We start from the raw sequence: 23,359 nt of genomic DNA on the forward strand, positions 1-23,359 counted from the left end.
AACTATGAATAAAAATTGTTAGCTTTGTTGCAATGGTTCTGGATCAGGGTCTGACTTCTTAATGCGTTTTACAATGCGTTTAAGATCTTCCAGTGCCACGTATTGGCAAGGGATTAAGATCAGCGTGATCACGGTCGCAAATAGCACACCAAAAGCCAGTGACACGGCCATAGGAATGACAATTTGTGCCTGCAGGCTGGTTTCCAGCAGAATGGGTACCAGGCCGATAAAGGTCGTCAGTGAGGTCAACAGAATAGCTCGGAAGCGTTTGCAGCCAGCTTCCACAACGGCTTCTTTAATGCTCATGCCTTGTTCACGCGCTTTGTTGACAAAATCTACCATAACCAGCGAGTCATTGACGACCACGCCTGCGACGGCAATGATGCCAAAGAATGACAGGCTGCTCATAGTCATGCCCAGGACCATGTGACCAAACACGGCGCCTACTACACCAAATGGGATCACGGACATGATCAGTATTGGCTGAGAGTATGAACGCAATGGGATCGCCAGTAGTGCAAAGATAATCATCAAAGACAAAGCAAAGTCACGAATTTGTTCAGCTACGCTGTCCATTTCTTCCTGAATACGACCAGCAACACTGCTGCTTACGCCAGGGTAGCTTTGTAGCAAAGAAGGCAAGTATTCATCGCGGATCTCTTCGGCAATTTTAAACGGTTCAGCTTGATCTGTGTCTACAGAGGCCCACACATTGATAGTCCGCTTGGCGTTTTCACGGCGGATGCGATTAACCCCTTCGACCAGGTTAATATCGGCGATTTCTCCGAGCGGAACTTCTGCTCCACTGGACGTGATGATCCGAACTGCCTGAATGTCACTGATGGTATTGCGCTGCTCTTGTGGATAGCGGATCATCACTTTGATCTCTTCGCCGCGGCGCAGGATCCGCTGTGCTTCCAGGCCATAGTAGCTAAAGTTGACCTGAGAAGCGACATCGGCCAGGGTCAGGCCCATGCTGTATGCCAGAGGTTTAAGCTCTAGCTGTACTTCTTCGGTGCTGGATTGCATGGAATCATTGACATCGCCCACACCGGCAATGGTACGCAGCTTTTCTTTGAGTTTGCCTGCGACCTCTTGCAGTACTTTTTTATCTTTGCCCTCAAGGCGGAAGCTAATATCACCATCATCCCGGCCGCCATTCATGATGCTGTCCTGAATATTCAAGGATTTTACGCCAGGCAGGGGCGGCATGTTTTCCCGCCATAGTGCACTCAATGCAAAGGTGTCTATCGGGCGCTTATGGGGTTCAACCAGAATGGCCATGATTGACGCTGTGGTTCTGCCTCGTAAATTGACGGACAAGTCTTTGATCATCTTTGTGCCATATTGCGCTTCAATTTGCTTTTCAACATCCAGAATAACCTGCTCAACTTTTTTAGCTGTAGCCAGAGTTGCAGACTCGGAAGATGACAAGTTCATATCTATGGTGATGCGCGGGAAATCATGAGGGATTTTTGGATTTGCCACAAACTTGACCAGACCTCCGGCAAACATACCGGCGCTGATTATGATAATAGACAGGAAGCCTACGATTACAGTGTAACGATAGTGAATGCAGCGCTCAATAAAGGGGCGATACAGATTCTCAATAAAGTTCTTCAGCGCGCCATCAATTAGCGCTCGGGCACGGTGTAGTGGGTTTTTAGGGTTATCCGGGCGGTCTTTCATTGCTGCAAGGTGGGCAGGCAGGATCAGCTTAGATTCGACCAAAGAGAATAGCAGGCACAGGATAATGACCCCACCAATGGCTTTGGAGAATGCGGCGGCAGGACCGGTTGCAAACGTTTGAGGCAAAAACGCGGCCACAGTGGTGAGCACTCCAAAGGTGGCCGGAATGGCAACACGCTTCACCCCGCGTACAACGTTGTCCAGGCTGTGACCGTGTTTTTCTATTTCCGCGTGGGCGGATTCGCCAACCACTATGGCATCGTCGACCACAATGCCGAGCACCAGAATAAACGCAAACAGAGAGGCCAGATTAATGGTGACATCCAGCATGCCCATCGGCATAAACAAGAAAGCGCCAAGAAACGAAACTGGCAGACCCATCATGACCCAAAAAGCCAAACGCACTCGTAAGAACAACGCCAGCATCAGCATCACCAGAACGCCACCCCAGGCCATGTTTTCTATCATCATGTTTAGACGGCCTTCAAGGTAATAGGTCAGATCAATAAAGGGCTCAAGTTCGACACCCTGAGGCAGCCGCGTTGCTTTCTCAGCTAGGTAAGTTTTCATCACTTGGGCGACTTTAGTAATGTCCTGGTCTTTGGATGCGCGTACTTCGAATACCAGGGAGTTACGGCCGTTGTAGCGAGAGTACAACAGGCCTTCTTCAAATCCATCGGTGATGGTCGCAACATCGCGCAGTTTAATTTGAGCACCATCGGCCAGTGTTAACAGGGGAAGCTGCTCAAACTCATGGCCCCGATAGGCTTGGTTTTCGACCCGCATTGAGATATAACCATTATCTGAGCGGATCTGGCCTGCCGACATATTGGCAGAGAAATTTTTAACTGCTTCTGATATATCTCTGAATGTCAGGCCATATTCGCGCAGCCTGTCAGGGCTTATCTCAATACTGATCTCGTAATTCAGGCCGCCGTTGAAGTCCACCAGATTGACGCCGGGCAGGGCGAGCATCTCATCGTGTATCTCGTTACCCAGTTGCTTGAGCTGGTGGAAGTTCATGTCGCCGTTGAGTGACAGCCACATGACTTCCTGCTCAAACTTATCGCGGCGGACGATCGGGCGCTCCATACCAGCCGGGAAGGTTGAAATGGAGTCAACCTGCATTTTGACTTCGTCCAGCACTTCCTGTGGGTCGTACTTTTCTTCCACTTCAATCCAGGTTTGAGAGAAGCCGCGGTTGGAGTAGGTGATCAGACGTTTGATCCCTTCCAGTCCTTCCATCGACTCTTCCACTTTAATCGTGATCCCTTCTTCGACCTCCTGCGGCGCAGCGCCAGGATATACCGCCTGGACGCTCAGCCAGTTGTTCTCAAACTGTGGAAACATTTGTTTGCGAATGGTAAAGGCGCTAAGCAAACCGCCCACCAGAATAAAAATCATCAGCAGATTGGCCGCAACCGGGTTGCGGGCAAACCAGGCGATTAAGCCTTTTTCACGTGTGCCATCCATAGGTTACTCCTCCTTCAAAGCCAGCTGGGTGTCTGTGGCCAGTGCAGGCGCACTATCCAGCCGTAACTGCATACCTTGTGTTGGATATTCCAGGGCAGAAGTAATGAGCTGCTGCCCATCAATCAGACCCTCTGTTGCCACTGCATATCCGTCTACTTCGCGGATCACGGTGACAGGCTTAAAGGTTAGTTTTTGATTTTGGTCGAGCAGTGCGACCTGACCGTCGCGGATCAGGTGGCGAGGAATACGCATTGCATTGCTAACAGAGATACCTTCGATTTGCGCAGTCAGATACGTACCAAAGCGCAAGGGCTGCGTTTGATCCGCATAAGGTGTATCGACCTGAGCAACCAGGTAGGTCATACGGCTTTTGTTGTCGACAATTCCTTCACTACGCACAATCTTGCCCTGCCAGGTCACCGCTTGTCCTGCAACCTTGGCTGATAAAGATACACTGGCTTGCAGGCCGTTGTTACGCAAATATCTGAGTTCGTGGTCCGCAACGGGCAGGCGGATCTCGGCAACCGACGTTGCGTTGATCACACCCAGCGTACTGCCCGGGTTTACGACACTGCTGAGACTTAACGAGCGGCTGGTGATGATAGCGTCGTAGGGGGCCTTGATATAGGTGCGTTCCAGATTACGTTTGGCACGCTTTACGCTGGCTTGTGCGGCTTTGAAGCGCGCCAGTTTTTCCGCAAGCTGAGGCTTGCGCAAATAAAGTTCAGAGGGAATGGTCGATTGGGCATTGTCTTTGATGCGTTGCCATTCGGTCTTTGCAACATGGGCCTGTGCCTGTTCAATTTCCAGTGCAGAATGTGCCTGAGCCAGGCTGGCTTCGGCTTCAATTAATGCCGCTTCATAATCATTGGGGTCAATCCGGGCCAGGGTTTCGCCCTGACGAACAAATCCACCTTTAACAAACTTATCTGACAGCGCGATCAACTGGCCGCTGACCTGGGCGACCAATTCAGTGCTGTACTTAGGGGTGACGAGCCCGTAAGAATCGACCATAAGTTGCATAGGGGCCATATCTATCGGCTGAACTTCAACCAAGGGATGAATGACTTTTTCAGGTTTTTCTTCGGGCGGTTGCTTCATTGCCGAAAATGCAAAAGCGGTGGCCAGGCCACCGAGTAGCACCGCAACGGGTAATAGAATTTGTTTTTTACTAGCCACAAGTTATTCCTTCCATCAATAACGGTTGAATCAATTTCTCTAACCTGGTTAAGGATACGCGAACAGATGTGTCTAGGTGTTTTAATCATTTCAAATTATGTAACAAGGCATTGCAATGATGTCTGAATGCTTACTTCTATACCCGGAGTCTAGTGTTTTCAAAAGCGGAATGACGTATACTGCTCCGCTTTATTTACTTAAACCAAATTATGAAGGGTTAGATGGAGTGTCGTTTAGGCTGCGGTGCATGCTGTATAGCACCAAGTATCAGTTCGTCAATTCCGGGAATGCCTCAGGGAAAGCCCGCGGGGGAGCGCTGTGTTCAGCTGGATGACGACAATCTGTGTAAATTGTTTGGAGATCCCCGCCGGCCCAAAGTATGTGGTGACTTTGTGCCCTGCGAGGATGTGTGCGGTACAGACAATGAACATGCCATGTGGTTGATCACTGAGCTTGAGCACTGTACTTAGTCGGCAACTCAGTAGCCAATAACCCAGCTGCTTTTTCTTCTTCTCGTAACGTTAGAACTTCAAACCCGGTTGGAGTGACCAGGATAGTATGTTCCGCCTGAGCGGATAGAGCGCGATCCCGGGTAACCACTGTCCAGCCATCTTTGAGTGTTTTAACCCTGTGACTGCCCCGATTGAGCATAGGTTCGATGGTAAAGGTCATGCCTGGTTCAAGTTTTAGCCCAGTCCCCGGACGACCGAAATGTAATACCTCGGGTGCTTCATGCATTTGGGTGCCAATGCCGTGGCCACAATACTCCCTGACAACGCTGAGCCCCTTTAACCGGGCAAAATCACCAATAGCATGGCCAATATCTCCCAGTGTTGCGCCGGGCTTGACCTGCTCAATCCCACGCCACAATGCGGTGATGGTGTCATCAACCAGTGAACGGGCGGTAGCATTGGCTTGAGGCATAATGTACATTTTACTTGAATCAGCAATATAACCCTGATGCTTCAGGGTGATATCAATATTCAGAATATCCTCTTTAGCGATAACCTGCCTGGCACTGGGCATACCATGGCAAACGACTTCATTGACGGATGTGTTGATGGAGTACGGATATCCATACTGGCCTTTGCTGGCGGGAATGGCACCCAGTACTTCCACAATATAATGCTCAACAAACTCATCCAGTTGTAATGTGGTTACACCAGGTTTTACGTGCTCATCAAGAGCCTTAAAAACCTGGGCAAGCAGTGCGCCAGAGTCCTGCATAAGCGCAATAGCCGCTTTATTTTTCAATGTGACCTGAGTCAATGGAGTCACTCCTTGTGTGATTAAGTTGTTGTCTGATCAATTGAGCAAAGGTCATATCTGGATTCAGCTCAGCCAGCCGGCCCATCTTGATCCAAAATTCAGCCTGTGCATTGATAGAGCGCGACATAACCTGGCTTGCCTGTCGTAGCTCTTCGTGTAATTCCTCAGAGATTTTAACTATGCCCATGAATATGCGTCATATATATATTTCGTATATGAATCATATATTGATATGCAAAGATGATCAACACTGTGAATTTAAGGAGGCGTATTGTGGCTTAAGAGAGCAGGGCGCGGAATGCTGCAGTAATACCAACTTTACTTAATTAAGCAAATTGGTATAACCTCGTCAGTAACTGTATGTAAGCTATCTAGGGCAGATAAAAAACGCCCGACTCGGTGAGAGTCGGGCTTAGGGAAAGGCTCAAATTTGGGAGCCGTGCGCTAACTTAAAAACACCTTCTAATTACAAGGGAGAAGTAGAAAGTCATTTAAGTGTAGCTAAGGCTTCATAAAATTTACAAACATTTGAAATAATAATTATTCATTTTAAAACAGTTACTTACCTTTATATGAATGAATCGTCTTAAAATTATCAAAACCTTTTATTCAGGTTATACCCAAGTTATCAACTGACCATTCAGGACTAAGTCGCGTGGTAGTTTGTTTTTGATTTTGGCTTTCTGCCACTTGCCAAGGCCGACCGGTGCGCCACATAGCGTAAGTATAACCTCACCTTGTGCAGGACCAGGGGAGTCTAGACGAATATCCTGTCCCTGAAAGTAAGCTTTTGCCTGAGTGGGATCCAGTGCAAAGACATTGTTTGTGGCCAGCTGGCCCAGGCAGGTAGCAAATTCATGTTCAAGTTTGACACCATTTTTGTGTGTGGTCGCGACTTTGATACCAATGCGAGAGTATTTAATTTTTTCCTGTAACGTATCCATGTTTTGCGGGAAGAGCCACAACTCCTTATCCCGGCTCATCAGTTGACCAGGCAGTGATGCTACCCCAAATTGTTGACGGATACTGGTCTCAAACGTTTGTAATTCTTTTTTGGAGCAGGGAGAAAATGGGAATTGTCCTTTCTTAGTCTTTTGTTGCGGGTTTTGAGCGCGACCGGTTTTTTTGAACTTGGCGATGAAAAAGCCTTCGCTGTCGTAGATTTGTGGCCAGACATGCAGGTAGCCTTGGTCTGTCACGGCTCTATCTGCCTCGGGGAACAGATCGTGGAGTGAAATGATCTCGACATCTCCCGGGAAGGCGTCGAGCAGATGATCGCAGATCTGTTGGTTTTCCAGTGGGGTCAGGGTACAGGTAGAGTATACCAAAGTGCCGCCGGGTTTGAGGGCCATAAAAGCACTGTGGATCAGCGTTTTTTGCACTTCTGCAATGTCCTGATTGGATGCCAGCGACCAGTTTTTGAGTGCGTCAGGGTCTTTACGGACTGTCCCTTCGCCAGAACAAGGGGCATCCAGTAAGATATGGTCAAAGCTCTCATACATATAATCGCCGAATACCTGACCATCAAAATGAGAAAGGGCACAGTTGGCAACGCCCATGCGCTTGAGGTTAGCGGCCAGTGTCTTTAATCGGGAAGAGGATAGCTCGTTGGCAACCAGGATGCCCTGATTCTCCATTAAAGCGGCCAGCTGAGACGTTTTTGAGCCTGGCGCAGCGGCCATATCCAGCACCCGATCTCCCGGGTTTAGCGAAGTAGCCAGCGCAATGGGAGGCAGCATGGAGCTGGCTTCCTGCACATAGATACAACCGCTCAGGTGCAGCGCCGTGTTACCAATAGGCAACGTGGCTTCTTCGTCGGCCGGCCGGCTTAACCAGTAGCCTTGCGCGCACCAGGGGATCGGCTCAATTTGCCAGTTCAGTTTCGCTGCCTCGCGTTCAAACGCTTGTTGCGACATCTTAAGAGTATTGACGCGCACTGCGCGTCTCAGGCCCTTGCGGCAGCTGGCAATAAAATCGTCCATCGTCAGGTGCGCCGGAATGTAGCTGGCGACATCGGCAATGAACTCATCGGGAATATAAGTTTTGTTGTCCAAAGTCATTATCTCTTGCTTTTTATGTGGCTAGTTTACCACTAATTGACATCGCTCGGGGATAGACTCTCCCCGACAGGCTATATTCCTTTTAGCAAGATGGTACTTGCTTATTTTATCTTGAATATACGAAAAAACATATATAACATATTTCACATATTTGAATCAGTGGTGGCGGGGTCATCCTGAGTGCAGTCAGAACAGACTGGTGTAATTAAAATAAGGTAACTCATATGACAATCAAAGTAGGTATCAATGGATTCGGGCGCATGGGCAGGCTGACCATGCGGGCATTGTGGCAAACGGCAGACATAGAAATTGTACAAATCAACGATCCGGGCGGTGATGCATATACACTGGCCCATCTGATGAACTTTGATTCAGTGCATGGAAAGTGGGAATGGGAAGCCGAAGCCAGCGATGAAAAGACGATGGTGATTGCGGACAAACGTGTTGTGGTGACGCAACAAACACGCACCGAGGCGATAGACTGGTCGGGCTGCGATTTGATAGTGGAAGCCAGTGGCAAACTAAAAAGTAAGGACAAGCTGGCGGGTTACTTTGAGCAGGGTGTCAAACAGGTGGTGGTCACTGCACCGGTGAAAGAAGAAGGGGTATTGAATGTTGTAATGGGCGTAAACCAGCAGCTATTTGAAGCTGAATCTCACCCAATTGTGACAGCCGCCTCGTGTACAACGAATTGTCTGGCACCGGTTGTCAAAGTACTGCAGGACAACATTGGTATCAAGCATGGGTCGATGACCACAATTCATGACATCACCAACACGCAGACTATCATTGATGCGCCCCATAAAGATCTACGCAGAGCACGTTCTTGTGGCACCAGTTTAATTCCGACGACAACCGGGTCGGCGACTGCCATTACTCATATTTTTCCCGAACTGAAAGGCAAGCTAAATGGTCACGCTGTGCGTGTGCCACTGACCAATGCCTCGATTACAGACTGTGTGTTTGAAGTCAACCGAGAAACCACGGTGGAAGAGATAAACAGCTGGATGGAGCAGGCCGCACAAGGGGAGTTGGCCGGTATTTTGGGCTACGAAACTCGCCCTTTAGTGTCTGTTGATTATAAAACCGATCCGCGCAGTGCCATCGTTGATGCTTTATCGACTATGGTTGTGAATGGCACTCAAGTGAAACTCTATGTTTGGTACGACAACGAATGGGGCTACGCAAACCGTACTGCCGATCTGGTTCGTTACGTCATTGCGCAGCGCTGGGGATAAGGCGTGTTTCAGCAGTTATCCGCGCCCATCAAGCAGTATCTGGTAATTACTGGTAACTATTGGTCGTTTACACTGACTGATGGTGCACTGAGAATGCTGGTGGTGCTGTATTTCCACCAGCTGGGTTATAGCCCTATCGCCATCGCGTCATTGTTTTTACTCTATGAAGTATTTGGTGTGGTAACCAATTTGGTAGGCGGCTGGCTGGGTGCCAGAATGGGTCTGAACAAGACCATGAATGTTGGCTTGTTTTTGCAAATTGTCGCGCTGCTAATGTTAGCTGTAGAACCGCAATGGTTAAGTGTTGCTTACGTAATGGTCGCACAGGCCCTATCTGGCATTGCCAAAGACCTTAATAAGATGAGTGCAAAAAGCGCGATAAAATTGTTGGTGCCCAAAGAGCAGGACGGCGTCTTGTTTAAGTGGGTTGCGATACTGACTGGCTCTAAGAACGCTCTCAAAGGAGTTGGGTTCTTTTTGGGAGGGGTGCTGCTGACACAGCTGGGTTTTCAGGGGGCATTGTGGTTTATGAGCATAATGTTACTGCTAACCTGGGTGCTTAGTTTACTGCTGCTGAAGCAGGATCTGGGCAAGAAAAAACACAAGCCGAAATTTTCAGAGATGTTTTCGACCAGTAAACAGGTTAACTGGTTGTCGGCTGCAAGGTTATTCTTGTTTGCCTCTCGTGATGTCTGGTTTGTGGTGGCGCTGCCTGTTTATCTGGCCAGTGTATTTGGTTGGGATCACTGGTGGGTTGGCGGATTTATGGCCTGTTGGGTGATTGCTTACGGACTGGTTCAGGCCAACGCACCCAAATTGCTGGGCAAGCAGCGCTCAAGTAGCCAGCAAGCATTTATCTGGGTCGCAGCGCTTACCTTGCTTCCTGCCGCGATTGCGCTGGCATTGTGGTCACAGTGGTACATCCAGGTTTCTATAATTGCGGGCCTACTGCTCTTTGGGGCAGTATTTGCCGTCAACTCTTCACTGCACAGCTTTTTGATAGTTCACTTTGCTGATGCAGATGGGGTATCAATGGATGTGGGATTTTACTACATGGCAAATGCCATGGGGCGCCTTGCTGGCACTATTTTATCTGGTCTGGCGTATCAGTATGGCGGTCTGATTAGCTGCCTATTGATCTCCAGTGCTTTACTCATACTTGCGACGTTGCTCACTTTTGGATTGCAACGTCATACCAGGTAAGTTGAACTCGAGGCCAGGCAAGTCAGCCGGTTAACCAGATGGCTTGCCTGTTATTCAACTAACTGTTTCTGGCAGCTTAAAGCTGGCAGTAATTTGCTTAAGCTTTCTCGATTGCTTGTCCAGATCTAAGCTGGCGCTGGCTACCTGATCGGCACCCGCCGCGTTATCCAGAGCCGCTTGCTTAATCGCTCCGATATTGTAACTGATTTCTTCTGTGGTTTCGGTTTGTTGCAACGCCTCCTGGGCAATGCGCCGGGCACTTGCAGAGATCTCCTGGATCTGCGCAACGCTTTTTTGCAGGCTGGCAGCACTTTCATTGGTAGCTGAAATCGAGGCCTGAGCGACTTCGGCTGACTGATGCATTTTATCAACGGCCTGTGTCGTTGCGCCTTGTAGTTCCAGGATCATCGATTCAATATCACCCGTAGATTGCTGAGTTTTGTAGGCCAGTTGGCGCACTTCGTCAGCGACCACAGCAAAACCGCGCCCGTGTTCACCAGCCCGGGCTGCTTCAATAGCGGCATTCAGTGCCAGCAGGTTGGTCTGTTCGGTAATCGCCTGGATCACCTCAATCACTTTACCTATATTCTGGGCGCCGGACTCCACATCCTTGATGGCACATTCCGAGTCGCTTATCACCTGATCAAGTGTAATCATTTTCGAAACACATTGTGCCAGCGTCTTGCTGGCAGCTTGGGTGCTTGCTTCGGTATCAACACTGAGCACGGCAACCTGGTTGGCGCTACTGGCAACACTTTCGATTGACTGAGCGGTCGCATTAATAGCAAGCGCAACTTGCTCTATGTTCGCGTGTTGTTCTTGCAAACTGGTGTTGGCCTGCTCACTGGCGGCACTGGTCTGGCTGGCTGTGACAGCAAGCTGGGAGGTGGTTTCGCTGATTGTCCCAATCACCCCTGTGAGGTAGCTGGTCATTTGTCTCATTGCACCGTAAACACCGGTGACATTAGTATCCTGACTGAAGTCCTGGCGCAAGTCACCTGAAGCGATACGTTCGCTGATATCACGCATCATGCTGGGTTCTCCGCCGAGAGGGCGCAACACTGAATTAGCGATTAGCCAGGTGGTTAATATTATTGTAAAAGTGGCAACTCCGCCAATCAGCGCAATAAACCAATACAATTTATAAATGGGCGCGAATGCTTCTGCTTTATCAATTTCACTCAACAATACCCAGTTTAAGTTTGTGAACTGGAACGGCATGTAAGCGGACAATACGGGGTTGCCGTTGTAATCAATGATTAACTCCGTATCAGTGAAGCCCTGCAAGCCTCGCCTGACCGCGAGCGTATCGACACCATTTTGTGCAACTGACCCGGCAAAGCTGGCTGTAACACTGTGTGCAGCGGGATCCAAAAAGGAATCTGAGCGCATTCTCAGGTCTGAGCCAACCAGGTAAGATTCACCGGTTTTTCCCATGCCATCACGCTGTTGCATAATATCATTGATTGTATCAATGGCTATCTGTAATGCTATGACGGAGTGAGTTTGTCCATTGACTTGAACAGGTACACCAATAAACGCAGCAGGTTCGTTGTTGCTGGGAGCATACTGCTGGTAATCGGTGATTGAGAATTGCTTGCCATTGAGTGCATTACGAAACAGCTGGGCAAGCCCTGAATCGCGGTACGGCCCTGTTCTCAGATTAGTCTGATAATCGCTTTCCTGTGCAACTGTGTAACCAATGTAGCCGTCTGTATCTATGATGAATAAGTCATAAAATCCTTTTTGTTCAATAAAGTGTTTAAATAAAGCATGATGACTGTGTGCCAGTTGCCCCGTATCCAAATCTGAATTGGCACTGACCAGCTGTTGCCATTGTTTGGCTATCAGGCTTAAATCAGCCTGCCGCGCGCTAAAGTAATCGTTAATCTGGCGATGTTTAATATGTTTGATTGAAGTCAGCTGATTATAGGCTTGACGTTCCAGCGCATCGGATGCGGTAATAAGGGATGTGATTGCCATAAATGTGGCAGGCAATAAGCCAACCAGTAAAAAGGAGATCAACAAACGTAGTTTGGTAGACATGGGGTACCTGACTTAAGGTTATTTTGCTAAATGCAATTAAAAATGATTATCATCACATATTGTAAACAAAAATCCCTCTAGTGGGAACTCTGTCATTTTAAAAGTTAAAAAAAAGAAACTAAATTCTTATTTTTGTTTTTGTTCCAGCTTGCTTACAGTCAGTAATGTGATGCTATATGGCAGGGGTCTGTGGTGGCAGAAACCGGGTGCTGGCGCACCCGGCATATAAATTAACTGAGCTCAATTGCCTGAATTTGAACGGTTTGCTCGTCTTCCTCTTGTTCTGCATTAGCAGGGACACTTGGAAACTCTGGCTTATCGAGCGCAATATCGCCACCATCAATCACATTGTCTTTTTGCAGTCCCTGGAAATCAAACAAAGCGTGATCAGCAAGGTGTGATGGCACTACATTTTGCATAGCAGTAAAAATACTCTCAATTCTGCCCGGATGAGTTTTATTCCATTCATTGAGCATGGCTTTAACATGTTTACGTTGCAGATTTTCTTGAGAACCACATAGGTTACAGGGAATGATGGGGAAAGCCTGGCTTTGGGCATATTGCGCGATATCAGCTTCTTTACAGTAGGCAAGGGGACGTATCACCATATGCTGACCATCATCGCTCATCAGCTTAGGTGGCATACCTTTTAATTTTCCGCCGTAAAACATGTTCAAAAACATGGTCTCAATCATGTCGTCTCTGTGGTGACCCAGCGCAATTTTGGTTGCGCCCATTTCTTTGGCTGTACGGTACAAAATACCGCGACGCAAACGAGAGCAAAGAGAGCAGGTGGTTTTGCCTTCGGGGATCTTATCTTTTACGATTGAATAGGTATCTTCCTCGACGATTTTGTATTCTATGCCAAGGGTATCAAGATACTCGGGCAGAATATGCTCTGGAAAACCCGGTTGCTTCTGATCGAGATTGATGGCGAACACGTCGAACTTAATGGGGGCAACGCGCTGTAGATGTTGCAGCACATCCAGCAAAGTATAACTGTCTTTACCGCCAGACAGGCAAACCATTACGCGGTCGCCTTCTTCGATCATATTAAAATCGCCTACAGCCTGACCGGCCAGCCTTCTTAAGCGTTTTTGCAACTTATTTAGGCTATATGCTTGCTTTGCTTCTTGTGAGTGAGACACTCGCCCCCCTATATAAAAATGACGGCAAAAATAAATAAGGGCGCATTATACCGCCAGACCAGTAAACTGCAATATTAGCGGTGTGATTATGAACAGGCAAAAATAGGAAAGGATCGGCACCTGTTCGGTGCCGATAATGATATTGGGCTTATTGTGCTAACGGGCTTTTGTAACCGTCAGGTTTAAGGGCCAGTACGTCGCAGTCCAGGCTGTCGATGACGTGCTCTGCCGTGTTACCAACCAGTGCTGCACTGAGACCTGTACGTCCGACGGTACCAATCACAACCAGCTCGGCATTTTTTTGTTTTGCAATATGCGGGATCACATCCTCAGGCAGGCCTTCCTTAATCACACATTGGTTGTCGCTCAGGCCAAATCGCTGCGCCAGTGCCCAGGTTTCTTCTTCGTGGTGCTTCTTCACCGCTTCATTGTATTGAGACGGGTTGAACTCTGGTATCTCAATAGCGATGTTCACTGGGGTTGCCGGATAAGTATTAACCAGGCTTAAGGAGGCATTGGCAAGCTCACATAAGAATTGAGCATCTTGGATAATACGATGATTCAGCGCCTGGTGCTGCTCATCATCACTGACCGCATTGACCGCCGCCAGTATTTCGCCAGCTTCTGGCCAGGCATGATCTTTGACCAATAATACAGGGGCTGGGCACTTTCTGATCAGGTGCCAGTCTGTCGGAGTAAAAATTACGGATTTAAGTGTATCATGCTGATGAGTGGCTTTGATGACGAGATCAAATTCATGTTCAAGCACGGTTTTGATAATCGCCTCGTAAGGTCGGTTATGCCACACCACTTTGGTTTCGATTTCAATGTCTTGATAGCCACTGGTGAGTTCTGAAATCCAGGCTTCACGGTCCTTAATCACCGCTTCTCTCATCGCCTCACGTTCTTCTCGCGATAACATAGTCGTCATCTCGTAAGAAAAATCATAAATGGATAAAAAGGCTGTGATCTTCGCGCCTGTTTTTTGCGCCAGACTGATAGAACGATCCAGGCTGTTCTGTTGCTGTTTGGTCGGATCTATGATGGTGAGAATGCGTTTGATTTGTTCCATAATGGGCTCCTAAATCTTGCACGGACGATTTCAACTCTGTTTACAGTGTAATCGAAATCGCCACGGTATAAAGGAAAAGTGAGCCGTTAATTGCCTTAGATCAAAGAGAAATTGCAGCTGCTTTGGCCAGCTCTTCAATATTCAAAATGGTAATGAATTTACCCTCTACTTTGATGATTTCCGCTTTTTGGAAACGGCTCAGCAGACGACTTATTGTTTCAACGGTTAACCCCAGGTAATTGCCTATTTCGCCCCTGGTCATGGTAAAGCGGAACTCTTTGCGTGAGAATCCACGCTCACCAAAGCGGTTAGACAGGTTGTAGATAAAAGTTGCCAGACGCTCTTCTGCGGTTTTCTTATTGAGTAACAGTAGCATTTCTTGATCGTAATTTATCTCGCTGCTCATCAGACGCATGATTTGTTGCCTGAGTTTTGGCAGTTTACCAGCCAGTTCATCTAAGGTATCAAATGGGATTTCACAGACCATGGATGTTTCGAGTGCCTGAGCAAAACTCTGATGTTGCATTTTATTGATGGCATCAAATCCAACTAAATCTCCGGCAAGGTGAAATCCGGTGATCTGTTCATCGCCCTGTTCAGAAAGTGTATAGGATTTAAAAGAACCGGAACGTACAGCAAAAATTGAGTTGAGCTCGCTTCCCGATTCGAACAAAAAGTCCCCTTTATGAAGCGGCTTTTTACGCTCGATGATTTCATCCAGCTTATCCATTTCACTGCCGTTTAAAGAAAAGGGCAGGCATAATTGGCTGATACTGCAGTTATTGCAGCTAATAGTACATTGACTTTTTGAACGATTACTTAAATCCATAACAAATCCGTTATCTATGACGCACGTTAATGACATTCTATTAGATGCGGTCATATTTTAATACTTGAACTTTGCGATACCTGATGCTCAGGTATACCACCTACTAGTCGGGTTTTGATACTGCAAACCACAGCACCTACCCGCGTATCGATCATCTCAGGTTAAAAAACTCCCATTCTTTAACCAGAACGACTCTCATCTAATAGTATTACTGCGTCTAGATTAATGTACTAGTTTGTCCGTTGCAATGATTAGTAGATAAAAGCCATACCAAATAAAAATATTGCCTAACGCAATGCGTGTTGCTTTGTGATTTAAAAATGTATTGAGTAGCTGGGCTGTCTGTCCTACCGCTAACATCGCCGGGAAAGTACCTAGTGCAAAAGCGGCCATCGTGAGCGCACCGCTCAGACTGTTGTTTGCTTGCAGACTCCAGGTTAGTGCAGAATACACCAGCCCACAGGGTAGCCAGCCCCATAAGGCGCCATATGCCAGCGCCTTAGTTTTGCTGTCAATGGGCAGCAAATACTTGTTGAGTTGCACCAGGCGCTGCCAGAGCAACCATTTTCCCGCTTTTTCCAACCAGTTTAGTGTGGCTGCCAGGCGCATCACATAGACACCAACCAGCAGCATAAATACGCCGCTCAGTATATTCAGTGTGTTAGCAAATAATGTGCTTTGCTTGGCAAATGCCGCTCCGAGCCCGGCAACCAGCGCACCTGCCATCATGTAACTGCCTAATCTGCCCAGGTTGTATAGTAAAGCAGTCACAAGGGGGGGCTGCTTGGTCTGAGCGAGTTGTAAGCTGGATGCGATGCCGCCACACATGACCAGACAATGGCCGCTACCGATTAAGCCCATCACAAAGGCGCTAAATAGACTTATCTCTGTCATTACTTTTGTTGTGTTGCTCTTTGTCATCTTCGAACAAAATACTGTGTCCTTGCTTATTTAAATCTGAAAACTGTTCGCTTTTGACTGCCCAAAAAAAGACCCCGATTGCGATGATGACGAACAATATCGCGATGGGAATAAGGATGTAAATAATACTCATAGCTTCAGTAACCTCAAAGAGTTAGTGATCACCAGAATTGAGCTCGCGGACATACCAATGACCGCCACCCAGGGGGGCACTAATCCCATCGCCGCGAGCGGTAAGATTGAACCATTATAACAAAGTGACAAAGTGAGGTTCTGTTTTATCACGATTGTGGTTTTCTTTGCGACCTGATGCAGTGTTTGTAATGATTTAAGGTCACTGTTGAGCAATACTACATCGGCCGTATTTTTCGAAATATCAGCACCGGTCTCCATTGCAATGGATAGGTGTGCACTGTTAAATACCGGGCTGTCATTGACCCCATCACCAACCATACCGACAATGTGCTGCTGTGCAGACCAGGCCTCAACCTGATGTTGCTTGTCCTGAGGGGTACAGGCATTTTTGTAGGTATCCAGTCCCAGCTCTAAGGCCAGATTTTTTACGGCATTTGAGCTGTCGCCACTGAGCAAATGGCAACTCAGGCCCTGACCCTGTGCATAACTAATTATCTCAGGTGCGCTGCTTCTGACTTTATCTGCCAGATAGAAATCGGCGACAGGCTGATCATCTACAAACAGTGTTGCCTGCGCAAAAGAGCTGTGATTACCAAGCCAGGCTGATTTACCAATGGCGATTTGGTGCTGACCAAAGTGGGCTTTCACACCGCTGCCTGTTATTACTTCAACATCACTCAGCTGCCTGGGCGCCACAACCTGTTCGGTGAAGGCCTTGGCAATCGGATGCTCCGAATAGCGCTCGAGTGCGACGGCCAGCGCCATAACATCGGACTTCTGCCAGCTTTTGTCTAGGATGCTGACAGACTCAATAGAAAACCGTCCTTCGGTAAGGGTTCCGGTTTTATCAAACGCCATTCTGGTCAGCTTGGGTACAGTTTCCAGAACATGACTTTCTTTAATCAGGATCCCTTTACGGGTCAATGTTGCCACTGCGCACGTCAATGCTGTGGGGATCGCCAAACTTAATGCACATGGGCAAGTAGCAACCAGTACGGAGATAGTCACCCAAAACGCGTGAGGTGGATCTATCTGATACCAGGCAACGGCAGTAATAGAGGCGAAAATCAATAAGCAGGCAACAAACCATTGTGCCACTTTGTCTGTGACTTCAACGATTTTAGGACGCTTTGTCAGGGCATTGTGTTGCAGTTTGATGATTTGATTTAGTAGGGTGTTTTGCCCCACTTTGTTGATTTCAATGGTGATCACCCCATCATGATTGATGGTGCCGGCATAGACCTGATGGGTCTGATATTTTTTCACCGGGAGGTGCTCACCCGTCATCATAGACTCATCAACGGTGGTAGAGCCCGAGATCAACACGCCATCTGCCGGGATAGTTTCACCGGGTTTTATCATAATCTGATCGTTCAGTTGCAGGCTTTTCGCTGCAACGATTTTCTGTTCGCCATCGGGGAGCAGTTTACGCGCGGTCAGTGGCAGCAGTTTTTGCAAATTGGCAGTAAATTCACTGGCTTTCAGTCGAGCCCGGAATTCCAGATACTTGCCGAGCAAAAGCAAAAAAGTGAACATACAAATAGATTCAAAGTAAACTTCGCCCACCGACATCACTGTGGCGTAACAACTTGCCGCATAAGCGCCAAAGATGGCCAGAGAGACGGGCAGGTCCATATTGAGTTGCCTGGCTCTAAGGCCTTTGATGGCATTGGTCAGAAATGGCATGGCCGAGTAGAGGATCACCGGCGAGGCTAATATCAAGCTGATCCAACGGAAGTATTGTTCGAAGTTGTCCTCCATCCCGGAAAACATGCCAAAATACATAGCAAAAGCAAACATCATAACCTGCATGGTCATGAGGCCTGCGACACCTAATCGGCGCAAATAGGCTTTTGCGACAGTTTGTTTTTGTGCAGCTTCGTCATCCGCCTGGAAAGGGTAGGCCTTGTAGCCAATTTGATGCAGCGATTTAATGATATCACTGAGCTTACATTGTTGCGGATGCCACAGGATCATGGCTCTGTGTGTTGAGGTATTGACATCAACACGGGCGACGCCTTTAAGCCCGAGTAATTGCTTCTCAATTAACCAGGCACACGCTGCACAGCTGATCCCTTCGACGCTGAGCAGGACTTCCTGCAGCTCCCCCTGTTGACTGACAAAATCCTGCTGAATGTCGGCATTGTCATAACTCAGCAGCTCTTTTAATTGCTCGGGAATCAGCTCTTCAACTTTGCCCGCACTGTCAGTGCGAAATTTATAATAGTCGCTCATACCCTGAGCTAGAATAGTTTCGGCAACCGCCTGACAGCCTGTGCAGCATACCGGCTGTGGCTGACCTTCAAATTGTATATGAGCAGAAAACCCCGGCGGCACGGGCTCCAGACAATGAAAACAACTGTTTGTCATAATGTCTACTTATATTCTGGAGAAATAGCGACTTTCTGTGCAGTGGGCAATTGTAGCTTTTCTTTAAGCTTCCAGCTCTGGTCCATAGGCTCGAGAAACACGGTAAACGCACCACGATGTGGTTCATCCAGAATGGCGGTAAACTCGCCTGCAGCATTGGCCAGCAGGGTCACTTCAAAATCGTACTTTTTAATTGTACGGTGATAAAAAGATGCTTTTAGAGCATTTACTTTACTGTGGTCACCTTTGGTGAAGGTAAAACTGACTCTGTCTTCACTGACATCAAGATCACCGTGTAAATACAAAGCTTTAGCTTTATCGAACTTGCTGAGTTCAAGGTTAATGGCTTTGCCTTTTTTGTAGTAGTCGTCGACGACCATATCTGGACCATTGCCGACGGCAAATATCACCAAAAAAACGCAGGCAATAATGGTAACCAGCGGAAAAAACATTAAAAACCAAGGCCAAAAATTCTTATACCAGGGAGTAGGGTTCATAACGACTCAACAGCTTAATTTAAGTGGCAATATTCTATCTTATTTAGGGATAAATACCTAAAAAAAAGCCTCCGATTGGAGGCTTTTTTGATCTTAAATAAACTTATAATCTATTCGATTATTTCTCCTGGGAGAGGCTGTACACGTAGGCTGTAAGCAAGTGTACTTTGTCTTCACCCAGGATGTCTTTCCATGCTGGCATCACACCGGCACGACCATGACGCAGTGTTTCTTCAACAGCACGCTGTGAACCACCATACAACCAGATGTTGTCAGTCAGGTCAGGCGCACCGAATGGCAGGTTATGGGCGACAGAGCCTTTACCATCCATACCGTGACAGGCTGCACACATTGCAAATTTCGCTTGACCCGCATCGGCATCTTTTTGGTTTACCTTACGGCCAGACAAGCTCAGTACATAAGCTGTCATTTCTTTGATGCCTTGGTCACCCAGTGCATCCTGCCAGCCTGGCATCGCAGCTACACGACCTTGCAGTAGTGTTTCTTTGATCTTGTCAGGTGTACCGCCATATAACCAGTCATTATCTGCCAGGTTAGGGAAGCCCATTGCGCCACGTGCATCGGAACCGTGACACTGTGCACAGTTTTGAGCGAACAAGCGTTGACCAATTTCAAGTGCTTTTTGATCCTTCGCCAGTGTTTCAATGTCCTGCTCAGCTAATGCTTTGAAGATAGGACCAAAGCGCTCGTCCGCAGCTTCAAACTCTTTATCGAGCTGAACCCAGTGACCATTCGCTTTGGCTTCTTCAGTTGCTTGCTTAGACTCATCAAGAGACGTTACGCCCTGATTTGAGCTTGTCCAGTTCAAAAAGCCCGCGAAGTTACCCAGACCTGGATAAGCTGCAAGATAATAAACGGACCAGATAAATGTTGCGAAGAACATGTATGTCCACCACTTAGGAAGCGGATTGTTCAGTTCTTCGATTCCGTCAAACTCGTGACCACAACTTTCGCCTTCTTCAACACCTGTGTAGTTTTTCAGGTTCCAAAGCAGCAGGCCAAAGATCAGAGCCAGACACGCCAAGGTCAATACGATGACCCAAATACTCCAAAAGCTAGTCATTTTTCAGACTCCTTTTCCTCGTTTGAGATTGTGTTGTTGTGTTTCTTTTCATCTTCAAAGATGGCATTGGCTGCGTCATCAAAACGACGTTTGCTACGCTTGCTGTATGCCCACACAACAATCACTATGAACAGTACTAAAATTACCAGAGTCAAAATGCCTCTGTATGTGCCGTAATCCATAACAAATTACTTCAAATGTGTGCCAAGTTGCTGAAGGTAGGCAATCAGAGCTTCCATTTCGGTTTTGCCCTTTACTGCTGCTTCAGCACCCTGAATGTCCTCATCGGTGTAAGGCACACCAAAGTTACGGAACACTTCAAGTTTCTTAGCGGTTAATTGACCGTCCAATACATTCTCATTGAGCCAAGGGTAGCCAGGCATATTTGACTCAGGTACTACAGAGCGTGGGTCCATCAGGTGTGCAAAATGCCAGTCATCAGAATAACGCTGACCAACACGTGCCAAATCAGGACCTGTACGCTTAGAGCCCCACTGGAACGGGTGATCCCAAACAGATTCACCAGCTACAGAGTAGTGGCCATAACGCTCAACTTCGTCACGGAAAGGACGGATCATCTGTGAGTGACAGTTGTAGCAACCTTCACGAACATAGATATCACGACCTTCCATTTCCAGCGCTGTAAGAGGGCGTAGGCCGTCAACAGGCTGAGTGGTGTCTTTTTGGAACATCAGTGGTGTGATTTCAACGAGTGCACCAAAACTGATGGCAAAAACCGTCAGGATAGCCATCAGGCCGACGTTCTTTTCGACGATTTCATGTTTATTTGTAGAGTTATTATTGCTCATACTCGACACCCCTTAAGCCATTTGCGTGTTAGCTTCAGTGGTCAAAGAACCACTCTTAGCTGCCACAGTACGGTACACGTTGTAAGCCATCACGAGCATACCAACCACGATGAATACACCGCCCAGGAATCGCATGATATAGAAAGGCTTAGACGCTTCAAGAGATTGTACGAAGCTGTACATCAAAGTACCGTCAGAGTTAACTGCGCGCCACATCAGACCTTGCATTACGCCAGAGATCCACATTGCAACGATATACAGAACAACACCAACCGTGTGTAGCCAGAAGTGGGTGTTAACCAGTTTAACGCTGTACATGTTTGCGTGACCAAATAGTGCAGGGATCAGGTGGTAGATAGCACCGATAGAGATCATTGCAACCCAACCCAGAGCGCCTGAGTGTACGTGGCCAACAGTCCAGTCAGTGTAGTGTGACAATGCGTTTACAGATTTGATTGCCATCATTGGACCTTCGAACGTAGACATACCGTAGAAAGACAGAGAAACAACCAGGAAACGCAGTACAGGGTCAGTACGTAGTTTGTGCCATGCACCAGACAGTGTCATGATGCCATTGATCATACCACCCCAAGAAGGCACGAACAGGATCACAGACATCACCATACCTAAAGACTGTGTCCAGTCAGGTAGTGCCGTATAGTGTAGGTGGTGAGGACCTGCCCAGATATATAGAGAAACCAGTGCCCAGAAGTGAACAACCGATAAACGGTAAGAGTAAACAGGGCGACCTGCTTGCTTAGGCACGAAGTAATACATCATACCCAGGAAGCCAGCAGTCAGTAGGAAACCAACCGCGTTGTGGCCATACCACCACTGAACCATCGCATCAACCGCACCTGCATAGATAGAATATGATTTGGTGAGAGATACAGGTACAGCCATGCTGTTTACGATGTGGAGTACTGCAACGGTGATAATGAAGCCCGCATAGAACCAGTTCGCAACGTAGATATGAGACACCTTACGTTTGATTAGCGTACCGAAGAAAACAACGGCATACGTGACCCAAACAACAGCAATAGCGATATCGATTGGCCATTCAAGTTCAGCATATTCTTTAGAAGATGTGATACCCAGTGGCAGCGTGATGGCTGCTGAAAGAATGATTGCCTGCCAGCCCCAGAAAGTGAAAGCGGCTAGCTTGTCGGAGAATAAACGCGTCTGACACGTACGCTGTACAACATAGTAAGATGTTGCGAAAAGTGCACTAGTACCAAATGCGAAGATTACTGCGTTCGTGTGTAACGGACGAAGTCGAGAGTAAGTTAACCATGGAATGTCGAAGTTTAACGCAGGCCACGCAAGTTGCGCCGCGATAAAGACACCTACACCCATGCCAACGATGCCCCAAATCACTGTCATTATAGCGAATTGGCGTACAACCTTATAATTGTACTCAGTTTGTGATGCTACTGTTTGGCTCATTTTCTGGATTCCGCTGCAATTAATGCGATTAGAAATGATTAACCTGTAATACAGGCCCTGTTTTTTATTTCAACAAACCCGCTTGAGTTACATCCCGTGGAACAAAACTCTCACCAGCTTGAGAAACCCTTATTTTTGCAAGGAAATAATAATTTTTTTGCAAACGAAAAGATACTACAAACACCTAAAATAATGACATCAATCAAACTTTGTACGAGTCACTTGTTCAATGAGTACGCGAATTGCGCAATATCAAAACAATTTGCAAAACTTAACGCCAAAGGCTGGTCGAAAAGAGCGAATCCACATAAACTGGATGTCTTTTCAAGATGTCACATACTACGCATTATGCAGAAAAATTGCACATTACCCGGTGTTTTATTAGTCACTTTCCTGACGGCCTGTTCAGACCCGAACACTATTATACATGAAAGTTCAGAAAAAAGTGAAAGTTCGCAAACTTCCTTGAATTGTATTGCTGTTTCGCCTTGTATCGATGGCGAAATGTTACTCTGGAGTGCAACGGAGCAAATACGGCCAGAAACGCCTTTTGAGCTGTTTGTCAACACTCAGGCTCGAGGTGCGAAGCTAAAAGTAGCTTGGTTAGAAGGCGTAACAATGTACATGGGTAAAATCCCCGTTTTCTTCGAGCAACAAGACAGTTCACTTTGGTCTGCAGAGGTGATGGTTGGTGCATGTAGTGAGCCTGTAATGGAATGGCGATTGACACTGGAAACCGTAAACCTGATTAATGAGCACGAATATGTCAGAAATGTCACATTTATCCTCTATACTACTCAGGAATGAATTCTATGTCGTAAAATCTCATCTTTGTGTTTTATATTTGTTTACAAAGAGGCGCTGTTTGCAATGACTTTGTTACGGGTATTG

21 protein-coding genes are annotated in these 23,359 nt (G+C 47.3%); 4 read left to right on the forward strand and 17 right to left on the reverse strand.

Annotated elements, in window-relative coordinates:
- Positions 1-18 precede the first annotated feature (18 nt).
- Complete coding sequence (locus MHN33_RS13010; RefSeq protein ID WP_239398400.1) at positions 19-3,162, reverse strand: efflux RND transporter permease subunit; 3,144 nt, start codon at positions 3,160-3,162, stop codon at positions 19-21.
- Positions 3,163-3,165: 3 nt separating this feature from the next.
- The gene (locus MHN33_RS13015) at positions 3,166-4,341 is read right to left on the reverse strand and encodes an efflux RND transporter periplasmic adaptor subunit (protein ID WP_239398401.1); all 1,176 of its coding nucleotides are present in this window, start codon (positions 4,339-4,341) and stop codon (positions 3,166-3,168) included.
- Between the two features lie 221 nt (positions 4,342-4,562).
- Here MHN33_RS13015 and MHN33_RS13020 point away from each other — a divergent pair, with 221 nt between their 5' ends.
- The gene (locus MHN33_RS13020) at positions 4,563-4,811 is read left to right on the forward strand and encodes a YkgJ family cysteine cluster protein (protein ID WP_239398402.1); all 249 of its coding nucleotides are present in this window, start codon (positions 4,563-4,565) and stop codon (positions 4,809-4,811) included.
- On the opposite strand, the gene map is transcribed toward MHN33_RS13020, so the two are convergent.
- The 3 genes from map to rsmF form a co-directional block, all read right to left on the reverse strand.
- Positions 4,786-5,610 carry a type I methionyl aminopeptidase gene (gene map, locus MHN33_RS13025; protein ID WP_239398403.1) on the reverse strand — a complete coding sequence of 275 codons (825 nt, stop codon included), beginning with the start codon at positions 5,608-5,610 and terminating at the stop codon, positions 4,786-4,788. The genes MHN33_RS13020 and map overlap by 26 nt on opposite strands.
- A complete protein-coding gene (locus MHN33_RS13030) occupies positions 5,585-5,797 on the reverse strand; it encodes a ParD-like family protein (protein WP_239398404.1) in 213 nt (70 codons plus the stop codon). Before MHN33_RS13030 ends, map begins: the two co-directional genes overlap by 26 nt.
- Positions 5,798-6,224: 427 nt before the next feature.
- Complete coding sequence (gene rsmF / locus MHN33_RS13035; RefSeq protein WP_239398528.1) at positions 6,225-7,664, reverse strand: 16S rRNA (cytosine(1407)-C(5))-methyltransferase RsmF; 1,440 nt, start codon at positions 7,662-7,664, stop codon at positions 6,225-6,227.
- A 230-nt stretch (positions 7,665-7,894) separates the two neighbouring features.
- Between rsmF and MHN33_RS13040 the strand changes: the two genes are divergently transcribed.
- Both MHN33_RS13040 and arsJ read left to right on the forward strand, forming a co-directional pair.
- Positions 7,895-8,908: an ArsJ-associated glyceraldehyde-3-phosphate dehydrogenase gene (locus MHN33_RS13040; RefSeq protein WP_239398405.1), complete on the forward strand. Its 1,014-nt coding sequence runs from the start codon at positions 7,895-7,897 to the stop codon at positions 8,906-8,908.
- Positions 8,909-8,911: 3 nt separating this feature from the next.
- A complete protein-coding gene (arsJ, locus tag MHN33_RS13045) occupies positions 8,912-10,111 on the forward strand; it encodes an organoarsenical effux MFS transporter ArsJ (RefSeq protein ID WP_239398406.1) in 1,200 nt (399 codons plus the stop codon).
- 54 nt (positions 10,112-10,165) lie between these two features.
- Here arsJ and MHN33_RS13050 read toward each other — a convergent pair whose 3' ends face one another.
- From MHN33_RS13050 to ccoN, 12 genes are all read right to left on the reverse strand, one after another.
- Complete coding sequence (locus MHN33_RS13050; RefSeq protein ID WP_239398407.1) at positions 10,166-12,157, reverse strand: methyl-accepting chemotaxis protein; 1,992 nt, start codon at positions 12,155-12,157, stop codon at positions 10,166-10,168.
- 230 nt (positions 12,158-12,387) lie between these two features.
- Positions 12,388-13,305, reverse strand: coding sequence for a tRNA 2-thiocytidine(32) synthetase TtcA (gene ttcA, locus MHN33_RS13055; RefSeq protein ID WP_239398408.1), 918 nt, complete (start codon positions 13,303-13,305; stop codon positions 12,388-12,390).
- Positions 13,306-13,453: 148 nt separating this feature from the next.
- Complete coding sequence (gene uspE, locus MHN33_RS13060; protein ID WP_239398409.1) at positions 13,454-14,377, reverse strand: universal stress protein UspE; 924 nt, start codon at positions 14,375-14,377, stop codon at positions 13,454-13,456.
- 100 nt (positions 14,378-14,477) lie between these two features.
- Positions 14,478-15,206, reverse strand: coding sequence for an FNR family transcription factor (locus MHN33_RS13065; protein ID WP_239398410.1), 729 nt, complete (start codon positions 15,204-15,206; stop codon positions 14,478-14,480).
- Between the two features lie 222 nt (positions 15,207-15,428).
- Positions 15,429-16,100 (reverse strand): sulfite exporter TauE/SafE family protein, encoded by a 672-nt coding sequence (locus tag MHN33_RS13070; RefSeq protein ID WP_239398411.1) that lies wholly within the window; start codon positions 16,098-16,100, stop codon positions 15,429-15,431.
- Positions 16,078-16,260, reverse strand: a complete 183-nt coding sequence (ccoS, locus tag MHN33_RS13075; protein WP_049865783.1) for a cbb3-type cytochrome oxidase assembly protein CcoS — start codon at positions 16,258-16,260, stop codon at positions 16,078-16,080. The genes MHN33_RS13070 and ccoS overlap by 23 nt, the downstream gene beginning before the upstream one ends.
- On the reverse strand, positions 16,257-18,632 hold the full coding sequence (locus MHN33_RS13080) for a heavy metal translocating P-type ATPase (protein WP_239398412.1): 2,376 nt from the start codon (positions 18,630-18,632) through the stop codon (positions 16,257-16,259). Before MHN33_RS13080 ends, ccoS begins: the two co-directional genes overlap by 4 nt.
- Before the next feature lie 5 nt (positions 18,633-18,637).
- Positions 18,638-19,129, reverse strand: coding sequence for a FixH family protein (locus MHN33_RS13085; RefSeq protein ID WP_239398413.1), 492 nt, complete (start codon positions 19,127-19,129; stop codon positions 18,638-18,640).
- A gap of 118 nt (positions 19,130-19,247) precedes the next feature.
- Positions 19,248-20,213 (reverse strand): cytochrome-c oxidase, cbb3-type subunit III, encoded by a 966-nt coding sequence (gene ccoP, locus MHN33_RS13090; RefSeq protein ID WP_239398414.1) that lies wholly within the window; start codon positions 20,211-20,213, stop codon positions 19,248-19,250.
- The gene (locus MHN33_RS13095) at positions 20,210-20,395 is read right to left on the reverse strand and encodes a cbb3-type cytochrome c oxidase subunit 3 (RefSeq protein ID WP_010373992.1); all 186 of its coding nucleotides are present in this window, start codon (positions 20,393-20,395) and stop codon (positions 20,210-20,212) included. The genes ccoP and MHN33_RS13095 overlap by 4 nt, the downstream gene beginning before the upstream one ends.
- 6 nt (positions 20,396-20,401) lie before the next feature.
- On the reverse strand, positions 20,402-21,022 hold the full coding sequence (gene ccoO, locus MHN33_RS13100) for a cytochrome-c oxidase, cbb3-type subunit II (protein ID WP_138552105.1): 621 nt from the start codon (positions 21,020-21,022) through the stop codon (positions 20,402-20,404).
- A 12-nt stretch (positions 21,023-21,034) separates the two neighbouring features.
- The gene (ccoN, locus tag MHN33_RS13105; protein WP_125719416.1) at positions 21,035-22,468 is read right to left on the reverse strand and encodes a cytochrome-c oxidase, cbb3-type subunit I; all 1,434 of its coding nucleotides are present in this window, start codon (positions 22,466-22,468) and stop codon (positions 21,035-21,037) included.
- Positions 22,469-22,564: 96 nt separating this feature from the next.
- Here ccoN and MHN33_RS13110 point away from each other — a divergent pair, with 96 nt between their 5' ends.
- The gene (locus tag MHN33_RS13110; protein ID WP_239398415.1) at positions 22,565-23,275 is read left to right on the forward strand and encodes a hypothetical protein; all 711 of its coding nucleotides are present in this window, start codon (positions 22,565-22,567) and stop codon (positions 23,273-23,275) included.
- Positions 23,276-23,359 lie beyond the last annotated feature (84 nt).

Source organism: Pseudoalteromonas sp. OOF1S-7 (genome assembly GCF_022347765.1).
Classification (GTDB): domain Bacteria; phylum Pseudomonadota; class Gammaproteobacteria; order Enterobacterales; family Alteromonadaceae; genus Pseudoalteromonas.

Bases quoted from the DNA above. Each gene is read 5' to 3' on its own strand.
- MHN33_RS13085 (WP_239398413.1), bottom strand. From the start codon at position 19,129: ATGAACCCTACTCCCTGGTATAAGAATTTTTGGCCTTGGTTTTTAATG.
- MHN33_RS13050 (WP_239398407.1), bottom strand. From the start codon at position 12,157: ATGTCTACCAAACTACGTTTGTTGATCTCCTTTTTACTGGTTGGCTTA.
- MHN33_RS13080 (WP_239398412.1), bottom strand. From the start codon at position 18,632: ATGACAAACAGTTGTTTTCATTGTCTGGAGCCCGTGCCGCCGGGGTTT.
- MHN33_RS13010 (WP_239398400.1), bottom strand. From the start codon at position 3,162: ATGGATGGCACACGTGAAAAAGGCTTAATCGCCTGGTTTGCCCGCAAC.
- MHN33_RS13030 (WP_239398404.1), bottom strand. From the start codon at position 5,797: ATGGGCATAGTTAAAATCTCTGAGGAATTACACGAAGAGCTACGACAG.
- ccoS (WP_049865783.1), bottom strand. From the start codon at position 16,260: ATGAGTATTATTTACATCCTTATTCCCATCGCGATATTGTTCGTCATC.
- MHN33_RS13040 (WP_239398405.1), top strand. From the start codon at position 7,895: ATGACAATCAAAGTAGGTATCAATGGATTCGGGCGCATGGGCAGGCTG.
- ccoO (WP_138552105.1), bottom strand. From the start codon at position 21,022: ATGAGCAATAATAACTCTACAAATAAACATGAAATCGTCGAAAAGAAC.
- MHN33_RS13095 (WP_010373992.1), bottom strand. From the start codon at position 20,395: ATGGATTACGGCACATACAGAGGCATTTTGACTCTGGTAATTTTAGTA.
- uspE (WP_239398409.1), bottom strand. From the start codon at position 14,377: ATGGAACAAATCAAACGCATTCTCACCATCATAGATCCGACCAAACAG.
- MHN33_RS13020 (WP_239398402.1), top strand. From the start codon at position 4,563: ATGGAGTGTCGTTTAGGCTGCGGTGCATGCTGTATAGCACCAAGTATC.
- ccoN (WP_125719416.1), bottom strand. From the start codon at position 22,468: ATGAGCCAAACAGTAGCATCACAAACTGAGTACAATTATAAGGTTGTA.
- MHN33_RS13070 (WP_239398411.1), bottom strand. From the start codon at position 16,100: ATGACAGAGATAAGTCTATTTAGCGCCTTTGTGATGGGCTTAATCGGT.
- MHN33_RS13065 (WP_239398410.1), bottom strand. From the start codon at position 15,206: ATGGATTTAAGTAATCGTTCAAAAAGTCAATGTACTATTAGCTGCAAT.
- ccoP (WP_239398414.1), bottom strand. From the start codon at position 20,213: ATGACTAGCTTTTGGAGTATTTGGGTCATCGTATTGACCTTGGCGTGT.